We start from the raw sequence: 20,111 nt of genomic DNA, 5'->3' as shown, positions 1-20,111 counted from the left end.
GCGTCACATGCGGCTCGCGATATTGCGCCTGATACCCGCCCCCTTGGGCGACAGGTTCGATATTGTCTGGCGGATCATAGCTGGCACAAGCTGAGGACAGGAAAAGCGAACCAATAACGCCGAGTGTTGTAAATTTCTTGGCCATCTCGGCCTCCGATAGATGATAAATTGAACTGAAAACATCATAGGATACGGATGCAGAACGGGGCGAGGACGCCAACGGCTAATTCGCCTATCCTAACGGATAGTCTCTTGTGCTTTTGGGACCAGAAACTGACCGGTTGCGCGGCAGACAATCGTAGCTTGGTTCAGGCAAGATCAGGGCAACTCAACGAAAGCTGCCCCATGCCCTTGCCCTCACAAACCAAATCACTTGCGACAAACCTGCTTGCTTACGGCGCCTCAGAAGTCGCGTCCAAGGCGTCGCGTCTGTTGGTCGTGGTGGCCGTTGCACGCACGCTTGATCTGACACAAATCGGGATTGCGGCTGCGGCCATGGCCGCCGGTGACATCCTGAAAGCACTGACCGAAAACGGGGTCGGGCAGCGTATCATCGCGGCGCGTGATACAGAGCTTGATGCAACCTGCGCCACGGCGCATCGCATTTTCTGGATTTGGTGCATTGGCCTATTTTTGGCTCAGGCCTGTCTCGCGGCGGGCCTGTATTTCACCGGCGCCAGCCCGCTTTTGGCAGGGTTGTTGTTCTTGATGGGCGCTGAGTATCTTTTCATGCCTGCGGGCCTTGTTCAGGTCGCCTTGGCCATGCGCGCTGGCAAGCTGAAACAAACCGCGGCCATCGCGGGCGCTCAATTCGTCGGGGCCAATTTGTTGGCCATTGTCTTGATCATGCTGTGGCCGTCAGCAATCGCCTTGGTGCTGCCGCGCGTCCTATCGGCCCCAATATGGCTGATCGCGGTCCGCAGACTTCACCCTTGGAAATCACAAGGTACGACACGCGCATCACTGCGTCCGTTCATAACTTACGGTGTAGCTGTGCTCGGCATTGAAGTTGTAAAAGTCATGCGCTTGCAAGCCGACAAATTGGTCATCGGGGTTACCTTGGGAGCTGAAACCTTGGGGCTCTATTTTATGGCATTCAACGCGGGGCTGAGCCTGTCAAACGCCTTTACTCAAGCATTGTCGACGGTGCTATTTCCGCTCTTGGCACAATCGAATGACATGAAGACTTCGTTACGACAAAGCTTAGCTTTGGGCATCGCGATGATCGCGCCGTTGGTGGTTTTGCAAGCGCTCCTTGCCCCGTATTACGTCCCGATCTTGTTGGGAAACGGATGGGATGACATTGAAATTTATGTGCAAATCCTTTGCTTGTTGGCAATTCCAACGACGCTATGGACCACAGCTGCCAGCCATTTACGCATCACCGATCGCGCCCATCAAGAGTTGCTTGTCACGGCCACATTGGCGGCCTGTGTGATACTCAACGCTTTGCTTTTGGGGCCACTCGGCCTGTTCGCGCTGACAACCGGATATGTCGTGATCTCGACGATCGTCATGCTTTTGGCAGGCGTCATCACCCTTCGCCCCGTCTTTGAACCTTCCAATCAATTGGTGACCGAATGACCTATTTCTCTGTGATCATCCCATGTTTTAATGCCGCCGAAACACTGCCTCAGACGTTGGACAGTCTGCGTGCCCAAACATATCTGGGATGGGAAGCGATCTGTATCGACGACGGGTCGACAGATCACACGCGGACAGTTGTCGCACATTATGCCGCGCTTGATGAACGTATCAAGCTTGTCCGCAACATTGGAAAGGGCCCAAGCCGCGCGCGCAATATGGTTCTGATGCAGCGAACCGCGACGGATGTGCTTGCGTTTTGTGATGCCGATGACATTTGGGCGCCAAACAAGCTGGCCCAACTTCATTTTTGTTTTCAAAGCCATAGCGTTGACGCAGCCTATGGCAAAATCGCCTTCTTCACTCACAAGCCAAGTGACGCGCGCACCCAATCGACTGTGCCGGAAAGTGACCTGACAATCCCAATGCTACTGGCCGAAAATCCGGTCTGTACCATGTCCAACCTGGCCGTGCGGGCACGTGTGTTCCAAGCGACCGACGGCTTCGATGAACAGATGGTTCACAACGAAGATTTGGACTGGCTGATAAGGCTGGTTGGTGGTGGTGCTCGCGTTGTTGGATTGGATATGTTGCAGACCTACTACCGGACCAACCCGCGCGGACTGTCCAGCGATTTGGACGCCATGCGACAAGGCCGAGAAGCTGCGATCCGCACGGCAAAATCGTTTGGGTTTGGTGTCGATGATGCCGCGAACGCGGTCTACTTTCGCTATCTGGCGCGTCGCGCCTTGCGGCTGGGGGGTGGATCCTCTGCGTTAAAACTCGCCTTGCGGGGGCTAGCGACCAGCCCTGCAGGATTTTTCAGCTGTCCCAGACGCGGTGTGTTGACCTTGGGGGCCGCTGTTTGCGCAGCTTGTGTCCCCGCCGCGCTGTCCCGCTACCTATTCGCACATTAATCTGATGGAGACCCCGATGCCCCTAGCCTCAATCGTCGTGCCCGCTTTCAACGTGTCTGCCACCGTCGCAGAAACCTTGGATGCGCTCTTGGCCCAAACGTTCACCAACGTGGAAATCATCGTGGTTGATGATGGATCAACGGATATGACGTCAGACATTTTGGACGCCTATGCGTCCGATCCGCGCATTCGGATCATCCGTCAACGCAACCGTGGCCTTGCCGGAGCACGCAACACTGGGATTCATGCAGCGAAGGGGTTCGCAATCGGGTTTTGCGATGCAGATGACATTTGGGAACCATCCAAGCTGGAGTGCCACATCGAGCATCTTTTGAACAAACCAGATGTCGGGGTCAGCTTTTCTGGCTCTGCGCTGATTGATGACAACGGGGCCGACTTAGGGCTTGCACAACGCCCGCGTTTGCGCAGAATTACGGCGGCGCACATCCTCAAACGGAACCCGATTGGCAACGGGTCCGCCGCGGTCATTCGCCGAGAGGTATTCCATGACATCGCCTATCGCCCCAGCAGCGAACGCGTTCGAAACTGGTACTTTGACGAAACGTTCCGACAATCCGAAGACATCGAATGTTGGCTTCGCATAGCGCTGACAACCGACTGGGCAATCGAGGGCGTGGAAGGGCTGCTTACCCGTTATCGCATAAATTCAGGCGGCCTGTCCGCCGCGACCGATGATCAACTGGCATCATGGGAACGGATGCTGGAAAAACTGACAGCATTGCGCCCCGCCTTTTTTGCGCGTCACAGCCGAGCGGCGCGCGCCTATCAATTGCGGTATCTGGCGCGGCGCGCGATCAGTGATCATGATGCGGATCGGGCCATGGAAATGGTAAAGGCCTCGTTCGGTCAATCCACCCGTCCCCTTATTGAAGAACCATCCAAGACGCTCACAACACTAGGTGCAGCATTGTTGCTACGCTTTGGTGGGCAAGAAGCACTTCGCGTATTGATGCGGGAAAGAGGAGCCTGAACCATGAGACACAAACCAGTCATTTTACATCTTGTTGATGATACGACAGCAGGCGGCGTCATGCGCGTTATTGAATGCATTTGCGGGTCAAATGTGCTCGCAAATTCCGGCACGCACCGTGTGCATCGCGTTACACGTGGCCGGTTCATGATCTTGCCGGACTGGGCGGACATTATCGTGTCGCACACCACCATCAGTTGGCGCAGTTTGCCCGCGTTGATCGCCTTGCGCGCATCACACCCCAAGACGCCGTTAATCCATGTCGAGCATAGCTACACCGCCGCTTTTGTGAGCCACAACGTGACCCACAACGGGCGGTTCTCGAGCCTACTTAAGGCGGCCTTTTCCTTGTTTGATCGGGTCGTTGCGGTCAGCCATGCGCAAGCAAACTGGATGACATCGCGAAAGCTCGTTTCCGCGCAGCGCCTCACCACGATCCAATCTTGCGTCGATCTAACCCCGTTTCATGCAATCAACCCAGCGGCTGGTCCGATAAAAACATTTGGCGCGATAGGCCGACTAGATCAGCAAAAAGGGTTTGATATGCTAATCAACGCGTTCAAAGCCCTGCCAGATCCATCGCTTAGGCTAAAGATCTTTGGAACGGGCCCTGAAGAACAAGCACTACGCGAGACAGCTGCAGGGGACGGAAGAATTGAATTCATGGGGTTCTGCACTGACCCATCCCTACCGTTCAAAGATGTTGACGCCGTCGTCATGCCATCGCGGTGGGAAGCTTTTGGCCTGGTCGCGATAGAAGCGCGGGCAGCCGGCCGACGGCTGCTGTGCTCGCGTGTTGACGGGCTGATGGATCACGCGTCACTGGGCACGGACTATTTCAACACCTACACCAAAACCCATTTGGCCGCAGCCATGTCGAGACTTGCGAAACAGAGCAATGGTATCAGCATTCCAAACGGCGGGATCAATCAATTGGCGGTTTTTCAGGAATCTTGGAACAATCTCATTTCTGAATTCGCCGACAGAGCGAAAAAAGCGAGCCCTGCATTCCTTGCAAAGCCACCACACGGACAAAGACGCGCCGACGGCTGAGCTTGCCCAAGCCACACGCGATCTCAGCAAATGGTCGACGCCATTTTACATGCAGAGGGCCTTGCGTTATCAAGTTTCAGTAGTACGTCAGAGTAAGTAGAGAATTGGTTGCGGGAGGGCGCAACCGCCGAAGCCGACCAAAGTTAAAATGTGTTGTTTAACCTAATGTGACCGACGACAAGACCTCTCTCACTGCGAACGCCGCCAACGACCACGGCGTAAAATAATTCCCCTCTCGACATAGCTTAGGCCCGCGGAAGCGCAGCGGGAGGGCCTGTGTGTGGTTACCGCAGGCAGTGGGAAGGCCCTACTTTGGGCAAGGTGAAAGTAACGAACACCCTGAGAAATCTACCCGAAGAAGGTCCACTAGACGGTAAAGGGTCGCCAATTGATTTGATTGCAAGCGTGTGTTTGAAAGGAGCTAGTTGAATTGGTGAATCCAAAACAGATCAGTATCTTGGGGAGTGTCTCTGACGTCAACGCCTAGAAGCTTTAGATAATCGAAACTTTCCTTCAAAATCACCTTATCAAATTGTAGATCCACGACGATCCTCTTTAAAATTTCATTCTCTGTTTTGGGAACCTTCATCTCAGAAAGTTGTGGTCTCGCCATCCCTCCACACTTCTTGCGCCAGTAGTCATAGTTCTTATCCGAAATCCCAGCCTTGCGGACAGCTCCAGCAACATCCATACCATCGTGCAAATGAACATCAATCTCGCGCGACAGCCTTAGCGCATATTCATCAGAATACAGTTTAAATGCCATGCCTCTAAACTCCTGCTATCAACAAATAGTGGCACAGTTTTAGGGGGCCAAGCCTCCCGGTTCTTCTTGGCAGTGGTCTAAACGAAAGGCAGAGTCGAGAAGTAGAAGATCTTCAGCTAGAATTCCCTAGACAGCTTCAAATGCAGCTCGCGGAACGGTCATAATCTTGATGCCGGACCAAGATCTTTGCGTCTTCCTTTAGCACGCTTGAGCCTTCTAGCTGCCGCTCTCAATATTTCGGTGCAAAGAGAAGGCTCGCGGGCGCTTTGATTGGAAGGATACCCTGCCCCTGACCCGGCCAGAGTAAGGGGATCTCAAAGGAGGAGGTTTCGTTTGGAAAAGGCAGCTTGAGCTATAGCTAAGCTGTCAGGATCAGAGCGAGGCCACCAAAGCGTGCATTGCTGAGGTGTAGGCTGCAGTGATCTCATCCCGTTTCACATGGCGGCCAGTTTGCACCGCGTGTCTGCCAGCGGACCAAACATCTGTCACGACTGTATCCTTCGCTGCGAACACAAGACCATCGAGGATTTGATCTTGGCGTAGCGCGCAGAGTGCCGGCGCCGTGCTGTCGATGGCTACAAGATCTGCGAGGTTTCCAACGGAAATGTCGCCCGCTTGACGGCTCAGCGCCTGCGCGCCGCCCTTTGCTGCACCACAATAGAGTTTCGCCCCAACGGAGCCCTCACCTTTGACCATGATGTTTCGCGCAACATCACGCAGACGTTGCGAATATTCCAAAGTACGCAGCTCTTCCGTCAATGAGATCAGAACATTGGAGTCAGATCCGACACCAAAGGCTCCACCATGGTTCACATATGCCTGTCCATTGAACGGGCCATCTCCCAGATTGGCCTCGGTGACAGGGCACAGGCCAGCAACCACGCCAGACTGGGCCATGTTCTTTGTTTCGACTTCTGTCATATGGGTGGCATGGATCAGGCACCAATCTTCATTGGCGTCCGTGTTTGCCAGCAACCACTCAACGGGACGTGCGCCGAGCCAAGCTTGAATATCAGCGACTTCTTTGGGTTGTTCGGCAATATGAATATGGATTGGCCCGTTGGAGCGAGCGGCCAAGACGGCTTTGAGGTCATCGGGCGATATCGCGCGCAATGAGTGCGGTGCGATGCCGACGCGGCAATCATCTGCGAGGGAAGACACCGCGTTTTTTGCTTTATCGACCAATGCATTAAACTGATCGGCAGAGTTTCCGAAACGCGCCTGTCCTGCTTTGAGCGGCACCTGCCCAGCCCCGCCATATGTATAGAGAACTGGGAGATGTGTTAGGCCAATGCCGGTCACATCTGCCGCGGATGCGATGCGGGACGACAGTTCGCCAAGATCATCATAAGGCATGCCGCCCGGTTGGTGGTGAAGGTAGTGAAACTCACCAACGCTGGCATAGCCCGCCTCTTGCATTTCCAAGAACACAAAGGCTGCAATTGCCTCGACTTGTTCAGCTGATATCGTTGAGGTGAACTTGTACATCAAATCGCGCCACGTCCAGAAACTGTCCTTACCAGCCATGCGGTATTCGGTCATTCCTGCCATAGCCCGCTGAAAGCTGTGACTGTGTAGATTTGCCAAGGCAGGCAAGAGGGTGTCGACTGTCACATCACCTGCGTGAGCCTGCTGCTGCGTTTCAATTTTTGTGATCGTCCCCTGCGTCACATCGAGGCGAACACCTGACGCCCATCCACTTGAAAGCAGTGCTTGCTTTGCAAAAATCATTTCAACCTCTGTTTATATGTATAGACATAACTCATATCAGCACATACCTTAAATGGAATTTTTTTGCCATAGTGAAGTTTTAAATCAGCGCGAAAATCTGTGCTACTGCGCACTCAACCATGTGAAGTCACAACATGAAGTCGGACATTCACCTGTTTTGAAACTGTGCGGCACGTCGTTTAATAGCGCAGCTCTTTTCTAGACCTATATTTCAACTCAACGAATTGCTGCGTAGCAATTAGGGAGCACTCATTGACTTTCACACGGCGCATGAACCCCATCTTGATCACCTCAATTTTTGCATCAGCACTGACGCTCATAATCGTCGTCGTTGCCAATCTCGCCCTACCGAGCATACAGCAAGAATTTGGTCTCTCTCCAACGCAACTACAGTGGATTGTCACGAGCTTTATGTTGCCGCTTGGCGCTCTCATTTTAACAGGCGGTGCCTTGGGGGATCACTTTGGGCACAAACGAGTCTTCAGCTTGGGGCTGTGGCTCTTCACAGCCGGCAGCCTCACATCAGCTGTTGCCCCTCATTTTACAACCCTGCTCATAGCGCGGTTTGTACAAGGCGTTGGATCTGCTCTTATTGTGCCCTCCAGTCTGGCTATCCTTGCCATTACCCACACAGGCGATGCCCGCGCCCGTGCCATCGGCACATGGTCTGCAGCCACAGCGATTTTGGGGGCCGCCGCCCCGCTTCTTGCCGGCTGGATCATTGATGCATTTGGGTGGCGTGTGTGTTTGGGCCTCTTTGTCCCATTAGGGTTGATCACCCTCATTTTGGGACACGTTTACATCGCCTCAAAACAAGACGATGAAAAGCAGGCATCATCGCTCGACTGGCAAGGCACACTGCTTGCCTCACTTTTTCTCGCCACGCTCATTTGGTGGCTCACAGATGCAACAAGCGCTTCGCCCCACCTGCTAAAATCACTGGCGCAGTTCATCGGAGCACTCGTCTTGGGTGGCCTGCTGATCAAAGTTGAGCACCAAAAAGCCGATTACGCGATGCTGCCCATAAGACTGTTTCGTGAGGGCGATTTTCTAGGAATTACCGTCATCACTTTTTTCCTATACATGGCGATAGGTGGCTTCCTGATTTCTTTCCCCTATGTGCTGATTACGATTTACGGCTTTAGTGGGACTGGTGCAGGCGCAATTTTGATGCCCTTTTCCGTGATCATTGGGGTAATTTCCAAAGGCGGAACGCGCTTAGCCATGAGATATGGAGAACGCGCAGTTCTCACCTCAGGTGCGCTCATTGTCGGTACTGGGTTTGCTTCGCTCGCACAGCTGCCACTCCATCCAATACATCCTTGGGCTGCGATTTTACCCGGAGAATGCCTGCTGGCAATCGGCATGGGCATTGTCGTCGCCCCCTTAACAACATCCGCCTTAAACAGTGTCGAAACACGGATGTCTGGCATCGCTTCTGGCGTCAACACAGCAGTCGCACGTGTTGGTGCGCTATTGGCCGGATCGCTGTTGGGGGTGACGTTCACCGATGTCGGCCAACCACTGGAGGGCGCTCATAGTGGCTTCATTTTGGCGCTTTGGGTTGGCTGTATCCTATGCTTGATTAGCGCTTATGCAGCATGGGGCATGTTAAAAACACCCACCGCGGCTAAAGCTGCCTCATAGAAGGCGCTACTGAACCTTCAATGCTTTGAGCCACGCAGAGCTGCGGTCAGGCCCCACCACGGCATGCCTGATGATATTGTCAAAGAAATTGGTCAATTCCCGAATGTGCTCTACGGAGTTGATGACCAAATACATATCTCCCAAAAAGACAGCTGCTCGCTTTGGCCCAAACAAGGTGAAAGGCGCACAATAATGCGCACGGCCATCGTACAAGAAGAGGCGGAACGTGGGATAGAGCTCATCGATCAATTGAATCATATGATCGAACTGCTCTTTGCGGTGCGATCTACTCAATCCCGCCCATGCCCCTGTCCCAGAAGCCAAATCCTGCAGGTGACGCATTGGCACAACCGTCTCCATGTCGGTTTCTGGTTTTCGGGAGTAATCCAATTGATGACGGGATTGGCCCTGTTTCACATCAGCCTGTATACGTGTGTTTGTATCGAACTCATATTCGGTCACGGCTTCGGTCCTTAGCAGGTCCGGAATTGATAACGGCGAATATCTGATTTTGTAGCCAATCGCATCGCTGTGCCATTTGGCCAAAGGTGAATCGCGCGTGCCGAGCTGCCCGCGTTCAACATTCAACAGCGAGGCGACCTCGCCAACAGACTCTTCGTCCTGACTGATGCCCAGTAACCAATCAATGCTCACGCCTTCATTCACAGCAATTGACGTCAGGGTTTCCGCCCGCGGCAACCTAACGGATCCAGGGTCAAGAAATTGACTGAGCGCGGACCGGTCCAACTTGCAACGCCGCGCAAAGGCCGATGTTGTCTCACGACGGCGCGTGATCAACATTCCAAGTCTTGAACGGAAAACCGCCACAGTATCGCGTTTATCAATCAATTTGCGTGCACCCTTTTTGTTTTCTTTTACACCATTTGTTACGAAATACTGCAAACTGATAAGCTTCAGAATACCGCCTTTTCAACAGCAGAAACGCAAACTGCCTGATATCGAGGCAGTTTCATGACGCCATTGATGCCTCCCAAAGCCTCTCGCTCAACACACAGGGAGCCGGCGCAGAATGCGCACCAAAGAGATCAACGAGGACGGCATATCAACCGTCAGCTAATGAGCAAGACCGTTTGGAAAATAGCTTTCAAAAACGGCTTTTGCGGCATGGGCTCGGGCCTCAATAATATCATAATCCGCCTCGCTAGAGCGCCAGACCCCCTTCAGAAAGAGAGCTTTCGCAGTCTGCGCAGGTAAGGATTGAATGCCTTCAGAAATGCATTCTCCCAGTTGCGCTGCATCCTGTGCATTGGCCGTAATATAAGGTAATCCAGGTGTTGGCTCCGTTTGCAAGAGAACCCTTAATCCAGACACTTCGGGATGATCGCGCTGAACATGCAACCATGTCACAATATCCACGGCCGCAATGTCGGCTTCGCCTTCTAAAACCGCGAGGGCAGAGTGCACATGCGCGCCCGTCAACAAGCTGCCTCCCAGCAATTTTTCGGTACCGAATTGCGTATTTAGCGTGTGCATCAAGGCATGGCATCCGGACTGGCTACCGGTTTCATTGAGGGCAAATTTTGCCCCCTCAAAATCCGCCAAAGTCCTGCGTGGATCGTCTTGGCGGCATAGGATCACGCTATAGTACCAACCGGGTTTTTCTGGCACGACGCCGTAGTCCGGCGTTCCCACAAGCCCGACCTGCCCTCGTAATTTATGTACAAATGGAAACCCGCAAGTCTGCGCCAGAAACAAGTTCTCACGCTGCCACAGGTCCCAAAGATCCATACCTCGCGTCAGTCGATCAGGGGCATCGTAAAACTCAGAAAGAGGTCCGCGCTTCAAGTGCGACCAAAGTAGATCCGTCGCCTCCGCTACCCCTGCGAAATCATACATCGGCAAGCTAGCGTGTTTAGGTGTCATTCTCATCAGTTTGGTAAATCCTGTTTTGAATCCAAGTCACAAGGGCTGGCACGCAGTGGATGGGGGACCGGATCTTTAGCTTTAAAGAGGAAACGTCGGAACACGTCACCATAGCTCTCAAAAAGATACCCTTGGTTCATGCGCAAATACTCTTCTCGGCGCAGTGCATAGAGTTGCGGCAGCCGGTACCAAACAACCTTCGGGTGGGCATGATGCACCGAATGGAAATTATTGTTCAAAAACAGGAGTGACAAAGGCCCACGATCTTCAATGACAACTGTTCGCCCTGGCACTTTCTCGTGGGCTTGGTGCTCTAGAAAAGTTCGTATTTTGAGCAACGACATTCCGAAATAGGCCGCACAAAAATAGGCCCAAAACGGCATTGTACTAAGGGTAGTGAGCCAGAAAGCTAACGGAATGAAACCAATGAAATGCAGCGCATAAGCCGTCAAAACTCGTGTATTTCCCCGTGATATTTCGCGTAAATCTGACGTGTAGAAACAGATCATACCAAGTGCAGGCCCTAGCACCATCCGCCCAAACATTGTGTTGTTCATTCGATAGATCAGTCGGTGCAGCGGGCCCATTTGATCCCATTTTTTTGGGTCCAAGAAATTGCTTTCTGGATCATCATAAGGGTCAGTTAAATTTGGATCATAGTGATGCTGGATATGCGTGTCCTTAAAACGGCGATAGGGCACAAATAGGCCGGCAGGCAGAAAAACCAAAAGCTCATTTAAGGCTTCGCTCGAAAAGGGGTGACCATGCAAAACTTCATGCTGCAAAGAAGATTGAAGGGCGAGGACAATCCCGAGCGCCAGCACGGATAGCACCAAGGGAAAGCTGTCGGAAAAGTAGGTGATCAATGGCATAAGAACAATACAAACCGCTGCGATACCCAGCGTCGGCCACTCGATACCAACAGCTAAATTGTCATGTTTCTCCGAATAGATGCGTCCCGTCTCAGCGAGCGCTGCAGTGTTCTGTTCGAGTTTCATAGATGTCCCATTCTGCGAAGTTTAACTGAACAGTATTTCGCATAGATGAGACGTACTTACCTGTCGTGAGTTGGTCGCATTCGCGGGATTTCCAAACACATCACCGACTATCTATCGCATTCACTCATTTACGCGACATAGCACACACCGGAAAGAGTGCGGAGCTTGCACCAGCCCGCATGACCTGCACCAGCCCATCCACATCGCAGCCAAAAGAGCGGTCTATCGTCAAAGCCTTTGCATGCGTGCGCACCATGGCGAAAGTGCCTTGAACAAAGGGCGCCATCTCAACCTGACACGCACGCAGCTCGATCGCTTGCGCAGCAATCAAAAGCTCCAGAGCATTCATATGGCGCATGCACTCAACCGCAGTAGACAACGCAGAAATAGACTGTGGTGAATTGGGCAGACAATCTTCTACCCCATTGGCATTGATGCTCGGCCAAATTGGCACCGGTTGCGCAGCATGTACGAGTTTGGCCAACCACGCCTCGGCGGTCTTCATAACGGGAGCGAACCCATTTGATCCACTGTTCTCCTGCGCCAAAAATGCGGGCAGCCCGCTAAAGTCAGGATGAAGCAGTTTGGACATCCGCGACAATTGAGCCATGGCCTGCGAGGCGATTGCGCGGCTTATCCCCTCAATCCCCTGACCCAATTCAGCCGTATAGTAGTTGCCGCACGAGATAATCTCATCGCTTTCGATCAATGCAATCGGATTGTCACTTGAGCCGTTCGCTTCAATCTCAACGACCAATCGAGCCTGCTCTAAGGCACTGGCGGTCGCCCCATGAATTTGGCAGATATTGCGATAGGACAGCGGATCTTGAAGACGGCGTGCATGTTTTTCATCCCACAGCAAACTCCCCTCTAAGCGCGCTCTCAGCCCTGCGGCCACCAAGCTTTGCCCGGGCAACGGTTTCGCCGCAAGCACGCTGTGTTTGAAGGGGGTTAAATTGGCGCGAAAGGCTTCTAATGACAAAGAGGCCGCCGTTTGCGCCACTTCAAATGCAACCTCAGCGGCATGACACGCCAGAGCAGCAGCTCCACTTGAAAAGCCTGTATGATTGGCCAAAGCCAAGCCGTCTTTGGGCCCCAACGTCAGTGGGGTGATGCCGTATGCACGCATTTTATCAGCGCTCGGCCCGATTTCACCTGACGCATCTTGCATCTCTCCTTCGCCAATCAAAGCAAGACCAAGCGTTGCGTTCTGCACAAGATCTGCGGCGCCAATCGAGCCGACCTCACCAACGACAGGGGTCAAATTGGCATTCAGACAGGCCGCTAGATGCAGCGCGACTTGCGGCCGAGCGCCACTATATCCCGTCAGCATTGTGTTCGCCCTGACGATCATGGCGGCGCGCACAATTTCGCGGGGCGCCTTTGACCCCATCGCTTGCGCCCGCCCACGCAGAGTTTGGATTGAGAATTCCTGCAAGGTGTGCGCATCGAGCGCTTCGGATGATCTGGCCCCAAGGCCAGTTGTCACACCGTAGACAGGAACGCGCTGTTCGATCACGCGGTCCACAAGTGCTCGCGCGCGGCGCATGCGTTCTAAGCCCGTGTCTGAAAGCTCGACTTGGTATTCCCCACAAGCCGCTCGCGCCAAGACGCCAACAGTCAAGTTTGAACCGTCTAATCTCAGCGCTTTCATTGGTCTTCTCGGTAAAGCAGATTTTGCACATTGCCGCGTGCGCGTGCTTTTTCCAAAATCGCTGCTCCCAAAGCGATATCGCCGGTCGACATACCCCGGTGCCAAAACAAGATGGTCTCATCCTCATGTTCACGTCCAGGTTTCAATCCGGCTGCTATCTCACCGATCTCTGCGTAAAAGTTCTCTTCTGAGATCAGACCCGCATCAATATGTGGCCGCAGTGCTCCGAGGTGCCCCGCACGCATTTGCCCCAAATCATCCATGACGAATTTGTCTATGCCCTCCACGAAATCCAACGGCAGCGTGCTCATCGTGCCATACGGTATGACCAAGCTTCCTTTTTTCACCCATGACCGGTCGAACTTTGGCGTTGGTTCATTCAGACGCGTTGCTTCTATCATAATGTCAGCGCTTTTAAGGCAGCTTTCCCAATCTTCCGTTACAGTGATTTTCTTGCCGAGGTCCTGTGTCAGCTTCTCTGCAAAAGCATTGCGGCTTTCTGGGCGGCGCGAATGCACACGAATTTCTTCAAAGTCAAAAAGGTGATCGAGAAGACGCACATTCCAATAGGACGTCCCTCGGGCCCCAAGGTGCCCCAATACTTTTGGATTTTTTGGACCAAGCCATTTCGCCCCGAGCGCAGTCAATGCTCCCGTCCGCATATCCGTAATGCCTGCGGCATCGATCACGGCTTTGGGCGCACCAGTGCGTGGACAGAACAGGTTCAGCAGGGCCAACTCACTGGGTAACCCATGTTTGTAGTTGTCGACAAAATCACCCACGACTTTAACGCCAGCATAGTTGAGCGGCTCAACATATCCGCGCAGAACGTTGAAATGCCCATCGAAGCTCGGGTCAGGGGTCAGGTGCATGCGCGGCTCGATAACGGTTTTGCCCTGCCCAGCTGCAATCAAGCCCTGCTCGATGGCATTTAAAATTTCATCGTTCGTCAGAGCCAGTGCATCGATTTCCGGTTTGCCCAAATATTCAATTTCCATACGCGACATCGTTTCCTCCAATTCAGTTTGGAACAGATTACGCGCTTTCAAGAAAAACGTGATTCTAGAAAAATTGGGCATTGCACAAGTTTTTCTTATGCCAATACTGGCCCTATGAAATTACCCCCTCTCAACGCGATTAAAGCCTTCGAAGCCACGGTCAGATGCGGAACATTCACGGCTGCCGGTGCGGAACTCGGCGTCTCATCCGCAGCCGTCAGTCTTCAAGTCAGCAAAGCCGAAGAGTTCCTTGGAAAGCAATTATTTCTGCGCGGCAACAACTTCCTAACGACGACGGATGCGGGACAGATGCTATACCCCCACGTGGCCCGTGCCCTGTCAGATCTTTCTGAAATCACGGAGCGATTTCTTGAGCAGGATATGCGCTCCAGAATTGTGATCAGCACAATTCAATCGCTTGCCGAAGGTTTGGTTGTTCCCGCTGTCGCCAAGTTTCGGCACTCCAACCCTCAGGTGGGCGTGTCGCTTCAAATAGACTCAGATCCGTTTGTCTTTGACCAACACGAGATCGACTTGAGAGTCTCGTTTCAAGACCACAACTCCGCAAACGTCACCAGCCAATTGCTTTTCCAAGACACCGTGGCCCCCATCTGTGCCCCCCCTTTGGCACAGCACCTGCCGCCGGATCTTTTGGACATCCCCGACAGGCTGCTCATTCATGTAGATTGGGGCGAAACATATACGTCATATCCGACTTGGGCGACTTGGTTTCGAAATTTTGGAAACCGTAAAATCTCCGATGCGCGTGCAGGTCTGCGCGTTGCTGGGACAAACATAGGGCTGGAACTGGCGATCCGAGGCGCTGGTATCATGCTTGCCCCGCTCAGCTTAGCGCAAAAGGCCATAACGGCAGGCCAAGTCACTGCGCTCGCCAGCACTCAACTCAGCTTGCCGTACGGATATTATGTGTCGCAAAACGCACGGAGCCTAAGCGAAGTTAAGCCGCGCAAGTCGCAATATTTGGATCACATTCAACAGCTGCTAAAACAAGCGGCCCCTAAACCCTGATTGCCTTAACCGCAGCTATGACCTCCGCCAGATCGAAAACTGCATCACCTTCATGACCGATGGGCAGCAAAGGGAGAAGCGTTTGATACACCTCTCGCACATCTTTTCCCAACTCATCCAAAGGCAATTTACGGCGGTGAATGGCCCAAACAGCCACCAGCATTTCTAAAGCGGCAATCTTCCAGCTCGCATCCAATTGCCTTTTCAAATCATGTACGGCGTGCATGGCATGGCTTGCAGTGTCTTCAACCCCATCAGCCACCTGTCCAACTGAGTTTAGCAAGTGTGGTGTGGCCCAAATTTTCACCGATGTGATCAGGGAAGAAGAGATGTGCCCAAGGTTCAAAAACTGAACGCCCCCAGTCGCGGAATCCTCTTCAGAAAGGCCAATAGGCAGACCGGAAAAAACGGGCCATTGTTGTTTGTGAATACGCTCACCAGACACATCCACCACCTTAGCCAAGGCTTGCCGCGCAGTGTCCAGCGCCAGCGTAAACCGCGTGGTGTCCATGTTGCCATGTGAATATGCCCGACCATCAGCGCGATCAATAATAGGGTTGTCATTGACGGTGTTCAACTCGCTGTTCCAAACGGATTCTAGCGACTTAAAGCACTCAAATGTAGCCCCATGGATCTGTGAGGCCGTCCGAAAGCTTAGAGGATCTTGGAGGAACCGCGAGGCACCAGATTGCCAAAGCGCACTGCCCTTAAGGTGAGCCCGCAGATCGGCCGCAACTTTAGACTGTCCGCCTCGCCGGTGAAGCGCATTCACGGGCTCCGCAATGGCATCAAGATTGCTTCGAAAGCCTTCGTATGTTGTCGCCAACGCAAGAGTATAAACGTCCAGCAAACGCAGCAGTTCCGTTATGTGCTGCGCCCCTTCGGACAGAGTAAATGCATTCCAGTTGATCAAAGAGAGCGTTTCTTTTGCCTTGGGCAGTCCTGCTGACTCGGCGTCTTCGCTTGATAGCAACCAGTCGGCGGTTTGAGCCAGAGGCACAAGGTCGGATGCACTGACCGATCCGCTTGCATCAATTGTTGGCATCTCGCTCGCGGAAATTTTCTGTTTCAAAATTTTTGTCAGCTCCGGTGTGACACCAGATCCACCTTTGGCGAACCCATTCAAGAGGACGACCAATGCGCCGCGCACAATCGAAGGGTCGTAAGATGGCCCCGGCACACGCGTCGCATGCCCTTTCACCAAACGCCGATTGTACAAGGCGACAGCCTCCATATCGATTTGATGATCTTTTTGAGATCCAACTCCCGTTGTAATACCGTATGCAGGACGCCTTTCATTGACAATCTTATCCACATGCTTGCGAGACTCGGCTATACGCTGTGTTGCTGCTTCAGATAAGCTCGCATGCATTTGTCCCTTCGAGATCGCCACGAGGACTTCGCAGGTCAACATATCACCTGTCAATTCAGTTGTAGGGGTTTGCTTATCGTATTGCATCGTCGCTCCGGTCATCCTGAGAAGTATAAAACTCAGCAATTCTTATGTGGGAAATGCGGGGTTCAACATGTGCTAAATGCGAGCAAAATTGCGTTTTTGCGTGACAACTCTCAAAATCAGCTCAAAAAATGAGCATACCCTCCGCATTCGCAATATTATTAATACTTATATTTCAAATGGTTAACTTGACTTGTTGTGAATTAAATCAAGATTTTCCGTTCTGTGTGCTTTCAACCATTTATTGACAGGTCGTTAATTGCTTAAGTCTCATTATGTGCAGACATAATGGAATGATGATGCGCCATGACAACGCAACCCAGTGAGATGAAAGCGCCGTTTTTCTTCGGCCAATGCTCGATCTATATCGTTTTTTTCACAGCGCTTGATGCCTCATTGAGCGCCGCTAAGGGACTGCGTGACGGCTTACACCGAATTGCCGTTCCGAGAGCAATCACAGTCAACGACTGTAGCGATCACGCCCAGGCGCGCAGACATCCAAAGTTTCATAGCAAAACGCCGCTTAACAGGAAAACCTGAAGCAGAAGAACCACAACATGGAGAACGTAACGTGACACAGAAAACAGCAAAGCCAGAGCTGCCCAATGCAGCGCATATGTATCTACAAGAACACACCGCAGGCAAGCTCAGCCGCCGCGAATTTCTAAGTCGTGCGACTGCGCTGGGTGTCACTGCCTCGGTTGCCTATGGCGCTATGGGGCTCGTTCAACCAGCTCAAGCTGCGTCAGATGCATCTAGTGGCACACTGCGTGTCGGCATGCCAATCAAATCACCAAAAGACCCGCGCACGTTTGACTGGCCAGAGCTGGGCAACCTGACACGCGGTTGGTTGGAATACCTTGTAAGCTACGAACGTGACGGCAGCTTCAGCCCTATGCTGCTTGAAGCGTGGGAAGCCAACGCGGATGCAACTGAATACACATTGCATGTTCGCAAAGGCGTCACATGGCATAACGGAGATGCTTTTACAGCGCAGGATGTCGTACGCAATATCTCTATGTGGGCAGACAGTTCGGTCGAAGGCAACTCAATGGCAGCGCGGATGTCATCCCTCACCGATGCGGAATCTGGCGTGATACGTGCCGATGCGATCGAGATTGTTGATGAACACACTGTTAAACTCTCCCTCTCAAAGCCTGACATTTCGATCATTGCGTCCTTTGCTGACTACCCAGCTGCGGTGACGCATTCATCCCACGAAGGTGATCCGACAGTAAATCCAATAGGCACGGGCCCCTTCCGTTTGGAAAGCATCGAAATTGGTGTGAAGGCCGTCATCGTGAAAGCGGAAAACCACACGTGGTGGGGCGGTGAAGTGTCACTGGACGGTGTCGAGTACATCGATTACGGCACAGAGCCCGCATCTCTTCTTGCAGCTGTTGAAAGCGAAGAAATCGATCTGGTGTATGAAACCACCGGCGAATTTGTCGACATCATGGACAGCCTTGGTTGGAAGCAGACATCGGCAACCACTGCCAGTACGATTGTTGTGCGCCCCAACCAACTCGCCGAAGTCGATGGCAAAAAGATTTTCGAAGATGTGCGCGCGCGCAAGGCTTTGCAGATGGCGAGCAGCAATGCTGTCACACTGGAGCTGGGCTACGCAGACCGCGGTATTGCTGCCGAAAACCATCATGTCAGCCCCATTCACCCCGATTATGCAGAGCTCCCACCACTGAGCTACGACCCGGACGCGGCCTTGGCGCTCGCACAAGAATCTGGTTTGGCCGATGTGGAATTCGAACTGGTTTCAACAGACGGCGGCTTCTCCAAAGACACCGCTGATGCAGTGGCAGGCCAGTTGCGAGATGCAGGCCTCAACGTTTCACGCAAGCTTTTGCCAGGGTCCACGTTCTGGAATGATTGGACCAAGTACCCATTCTCAACCACAACATGGGGCCACCGACCCTTGGGGGTAGAAGTGTACAATCTAGCGTATCGTTCTGGAGTTGCTTGGAACGAAACGGGCTTCGCAAACAAAGAGTTTGACGAAACGCTGGACCAAGCTCTCTCCATTGCGGATGCGGACACGCGCCGTGAATTGATGGAAAAATTGCAACGGATTATGCAAGATGAAGCCGTGACAATTCAGCCGTACTGGCGCTTGCTCTACCGTCACTCTGCGCAAAATGTGGTGAACGCTGACATGCACCCAACACATGAAATTAGACCCAGCGAAATCTCGTTTGAGGCCTAATTCAAAATACAAGCAGCTGACTTAGGTCAGCTGCTTTTCCACCTACATCCGATCCGCGTGAGGCGTGCCACATTCAGCGCCAAGCCTTTTGCCGCCTGTAGTGGCCAGCCAACTGAGGACAAAAATGGTACTCTTTTTACTGCGACGCCTTGCGTTTATGATTTTGACAGCACTTTGCCTCACCTTCATAGTCTTTGCGCTGACAAACCTGCCGCCCAACCTTGAAAAACTCGCTAAAACGCAAGGCAACAGCCGCATGGCTGACGCTGAGGTGACATCATGGCTGCACAAGCGTGGTTATGATCGCCCGATGCTCACGAAATACGGCGAATGGCTCGGCGTCGTTCCCGGCTTCACAATTTCGGATGAAGCTGGTGACGTAACAGGGACCTGTATCAAACGTAGTATCGATCCCGCAAATGCCCCAAAGTACTGCGGTGTTTTGCAGGGGGATTGGGGGACGTCTACGGTTTTCCGCGATGACGTCAGCACCATCATCGGCACCCGCCTCGCTCTCACAGGCAAATTGATGTTCTGGGTGCTTGTGGTGATGATCCCATCTGCGCTGATCCTTGGTGTCATTGCTGGTATGAAAGAGGGCTCAAAAACCGATCGCACGTTGTCCTCGATCGCCATCACCACAACGGCCACACCTGAATACGTGTCAGGCGTCATTCTCATTGCTGTCTTCGCCTCGTCGGCCGTTGGATTGAAATGGTTCACTGGCACCGCCACGAAAGCAATGGACGACGCGACTTTCCGGAATTTCTTTTTACCAGTTGTCACAATCGCGTTGTATGGCATGGGCTATATCGCACGGATGACGCGCGCTTCGATGGCTGAGGTCATGACCGCGCAATATATCCGCACGGCGCGTCTCAAGGGCGTGAAGTTCCGCGACATTGTTATTCGCCATGCGCTGCGAAACGCTCTGATCGCCCCTTTCACCGTTATTATGCTGCAAATCCCATGGCTGTTGAACGGCGTGGTCATCGTCGAGACCCTGTTCAACTACAAAGGTTTTGGCTGGGCACTGGTGCAAGCCGCTGGCAATAATGACATCTCGCTTCTGCTGGGAGTGTCCGTGGTATCCGTTGTGGTTGTCCTGCTTACGCAGCTCATCAGCGACATTGGATATGTCTATCTCAACCCGCGCATTCGCGTATCCTAAGAGGGAATTGACTC

16 protein-coding genes are annotated in these 20,111 nt (G+C 52.8%); 8 read left to right on the top strand and 8 right to left on the bottom strand.

Features of this window, described 5'->3' with window-relative positions; translation table 11 throughout:
• Positions 1-345: 345 nt before the first annotated feature.
• From ABF287_RS02520 to ABF287_RS02505, 4 genes are read left to right on the top strand one after another with little or no spacing between them, the layout of a single operon-like run.
• On the top strand, positions 346-1,584 hold the full coding sequence (locus ABF287_RS02520) for an oligosaccharide flippase family protein (protein WP_347183456.1): 1,239 nt from the start codon (positions 346-348) through the stop codon (positions 1,582-1,584).
• Positions 1,581-2,501, top strand: a complete 921-nt coding sequence (locus ABF287_RS02515; RefSeq protein ID WP_347183455.1) for a glycosyltransferase family A protein — start codon at positions 1,581-1,583, stop codon at positions 2,499-2,501. Before ABF287_RS02520 ends, ABF287_RS02515 begins: the two co-directional genes overlap by 4 nt.
• Positions 2,502-2,517: 16 nt before the next feature.
• The gene (locus ABF287_RS02510; RefSeq protein WP_347183454.1) at positions 2,518-3,492 is read left to right on the top strand and encodes a glycosyltransferase family A protein; all 975 of its coding nucleotides are present in this window, start codon (positions 2,518-2,520) and stop codon (positions 3,490-3,492) included.
• 3 nt (positions 3,493-3,495) lie between these two features.
• Positions 3,496-4,545 (top strand): glycosyltransferase family 4 protein, encoded by a 1,050-nt coding sequence (locus ABF287_RS02505; RefSeq protein WP_347183453.1) that lies wholly within the window; start codon positions 3,496-3,498, stop codon positions 4,543-4,545.
• A 421-nt stretch (positions 4,546-4,966) separates the two neighbouring features.
• Here the strand turns inward: ABF287_RS02505 and ABF287_RS02500 are convergent, their stop codons facing one another.
• Together ABF287_RS02500 and ABF287_RS02495 are read right to left on the bottom strand one after the other, a co-directional pair.
• Positions 4,967-5,311: a hypothetical protein gene (locus ABF287_RS02500; protein WP_347183452.1), complete on the bottom strand. Its 345-nt coding sequence runs from the start codon at positions 5,309-5,311 to the stop codon at positions 4,967-4,969.
• 372 nt (positions 5,312-5,683) lie between these two features.
• Complete coding sequence (locus tag ABF287_RS02495; RefSeq protein ID WP_347183451.1) at positions 5,684-7,042, bottom strand: formimidoylglutamate deiminase; 1,359 nt, start codon at positions 7,040-7,042, stop codon at positions 5,684-5,686.
• A 252-nt stretch (positions 7,043-7,294) separates the two neighbouring features.
• Between ABF287_RS02495 and ABF287_RS02490 the strand changes: the two genes are divergently transcribed.
• Positions 7,295-8,689, top strand: a complete 1,395-nt coding sequence (locus ABF287_RS02490) for an MFS transporter (protein WP_347183450.1) — start codon at positions 7,295-7,297, stop codon at positions 8,687-8,689.
• 6 nt (positions 8,690-8,695) lie between these two features.
• Here ABF287_RS02490 and ABF287_RS02485 read toward each other — a convergent pair whose 3' ends face one another.
• The 5 genes from ABF287_RS02485 to ABF287_RS02465 all read right to left on the bottom strand — a co-directional run bounded on the left by ABF287_RS02485 (position 8,696) and on the right by ABF287_RS02465 (position 14,232).
• Positions 8,696-9,538 (bottom strand): hypothetical protein, encoded by an 843-nt coding sequence (locus tag ABF287_RS02485; RefSeq protein WP_347183449.1) that lies wholly within the window; start codon positions 9,536-9,538, stop codon positions 8,696-8,698.
• 225 nt (positions 9,539-9,763) lie between these two features.
• The gene (locus ABF287_RS02480; protein ID WP_347183448.1) at positions 9,764-10,579 is read right to left on the bottom strand and encodes a PhnD/SsuA/transferrin family substrate-binding protein; all 816 of its coding nucleotides are present in this window, start codon (positions 10,577-10,579) and stop codon (positions 9,764-9,766) included.
• On the bottom strand, positions 10,579-11,571 hold the full coding sequence (locus ABF287_RS02475; RefSeq protein WP_347183447.1) for a fatty acid desaturase: 993 nt from the start codon (positions 11,569-11,571) through the stop codon (positions 10,579-10,581). Before ABF287_RS02475 ends, ABF287_RS02480 begins: the two co-directional genes overlap by 1 nt.
• 124 nt (positions 11,572-11,695) lie before the next feature.
• Positions 11,696-13,225: an aromatic amino acid ammonia-lyase gene (locus ABF287_RS02470; RefSeq protein ID WP_347183446.1), complete on the bottom strand. Its 1,530-nt coding sequence runs from the start codon at positions 13,223-13,225 to the stop codon at positions 11,696-11,698.
• Positions 13,222-14,232 carry an ornithine cyclodeaminase family protein gene (locus ABF287_RS02465; RefSeq protein WP_347183445.1) on the bottom strand — a complete coding sequence of 337 codons (1,011 nt, stop codon included), beginning with the start codon at positions 14,230-14,232 and terminating at the stop codon, positions 13,222-13,224. The genes ABF287_RS02470 and ABF287_RS02465 overlap by 4 nt, the downstream gene beginning before the upstream one ends.
• Before the next feature lie 105 nt (positions 14,233-14,337).
• Between ABF287_RS02465 and ABF287_RS02460 the strand changes: the two genes are divergently transcribed.
• Positions 14,338-15,252, top strand: a complete 915-nt coding sequence (locus ABF287_RS02460) for a LysR substrate-binding domain-containing protein (RefSeq protein ID WP_347183444.1) — start codon at positions 14,338-14,340, stop codon at positions 15,250-15,252.
• On the opposite strand, the gene ABF287_RS02455 is transcribed toward ABF287_RS02460, so the two are convergent.
• Entirely contained in the window at positions 15,242-16,711 is a 1,470-nt protein-coding gene (locus ABF287_RS02455) for an aromatic amino acid lyase (RefSeq protein WP_347183443.1), read from the bottom strand. The two genes, ABF287_RS02460 and ABF287_RS02455, sit on opposite strands and share 11 nt — an antisense overlap.
• A 613-nt stretch (positions 16,712-17,324) precedes the next feature.
• Here ABF287_RS02455 and ABF287_RS02450 point away from each other — a divergent pair.
• Together ABF287_RS02450 and ABF287_RS02445 are read left to right on the top strand one after the other, a co-directional pair.
• Entirely contained in the window at positions 17,325-18,926 is a 1,602-nt protein-coding gene (locus ABF287_RS02450) for an ABC transporter substrate-binding protein (protein ID WP_347183457.1), read from the top strand.
• A gap of 124 nt (positions 18,927-19,050) precedes the next feature.
• Complete coding sequence (locus tag ABF287_RS02445) at positions 19,051-20,097, top strand: ABC transporter permease (protein ID WP_347183442.1); 1,047 nt, start codon at positions 19,051-19,053, stop codon at positions 20,095-20,097.
• Positions 20,098-20,111: the final 14 nt, after the last annotated feature.

Origin of the sequence: Pacificibacter sp., assembly GCF_039769035.1 — a bacterium.
Taxonomy (GTDB): Bacteria; Pseudomonadota; Alphaproteobacteria; order Rhodobacterales; family Rhodobacteraceae; genus Celeribacter.
The sequence above is the reverse complement of the archived record's forward strand: the minus strand, read 5'-3'. Positions and strand labels throughout refer to the sequence as shown.

Excerpts from the sequence above, each read along its gene's own strand:
- ABF287_RS02520 (WP_347183456.1), top strand. The coding sequence starts at position 346 with ATGCCCTTGCCCTCACAAACCAAATCACTTGCGACAAACCTGCTTGCT.
- ABF287_RS02515 (WP_347183455.1), top strand. The coding sequence starts at position 1,581 with ATGACCTATTTCTCTGTGATCATCCCATGTTTTAATGCCGCCGAAACA.
- ABF287_RS02510 (WP_347183454.1), top strand. The coding sequence starts at position 2,518 with ATGCCCCTAGCCTCAATCGTCGTGCCCGCTTTCAACGTGTCTGCCACC.
- ABF287_RS02505 (WP_347183453.1), top strand. The coding sequence starts at position 3,496 with ATGAGACACAAACCAGTCATTTTACATCTTGTTGATGATACGACAGCA.
- ABF287_RS02500 (WP_347183452.1), bottom strand. The coding sequence starts at position 5,311 with ATGGCATTTAAACTGTATTCTGATGAATATGCGCTAAGGCTGTCGCGC.
- ABF287_RS02495 (WP_347183451.1), bottom strand. The coding sequence starts at position 7,042 with ATGATTTTTGCAAAGCAAGCACTGCTTTCAAGTGGATGGGCGTCAGGT.
- ABF287_RS02480 (WP_347183448.1), bottom strand. The coding sequence starts at position 10,579 with ATGAGAATGACACCTAAACACGCTAGCTTGCCGATGTATGATTTCGCA.
- ABF287_RS02475 (WP_347183447.1), bottom strand. The coding sequence starts at position 11,571 with ATGAAACTCGAACAGAACACTGCAGCGCTCGCTGAGACGGGACGCATC.
- ABF287_RS02470 (WP_347183446.1), bottom strand. The coding sequence starts at position 13,225 with ATGAAAGCGCTGAGATTAGACGGTTCAAACTTGACTGTTGGCGTCTTG.
- ABF287_RS02465 (WP_347183445.1), bottom strand. The coding sequence starts at position 14,232 with ATGTCGCGTATGGAAATTGAATATTTGGGCAAACCGGAAATCGATGCA.
- ABF287_RS02460 (WP_347183444.1), top strand. The coding sequence starts at position 14,338 with ATGAAATTACCCCCTCTCAACGCGATTAAAGCCTTCGAAGCCACGGTC.
- ABF287_RS02455 (WP_347183443.1), bottom strand. The coding sequence starts at position 16,711 with ATGCAATACGATAAGCAAACCCCTACAACTGAATTGACAGGTGATATG.
- ABF287_RS02450 (WP_347183457.1), top strand. The coding sequence starts at position 17,325 with ATGTATCTACAAGAACACACCGCAGGCAAGCTCAGCCGCCGCGAATTT.
- ABF287_RS02445 (WP_347183442.1), top strand. The coding sequence starts at position 19,051 with ATGGTACTCTTTTTACTGCGACGCCTTGCGTTTATGATTTTGACAGCA.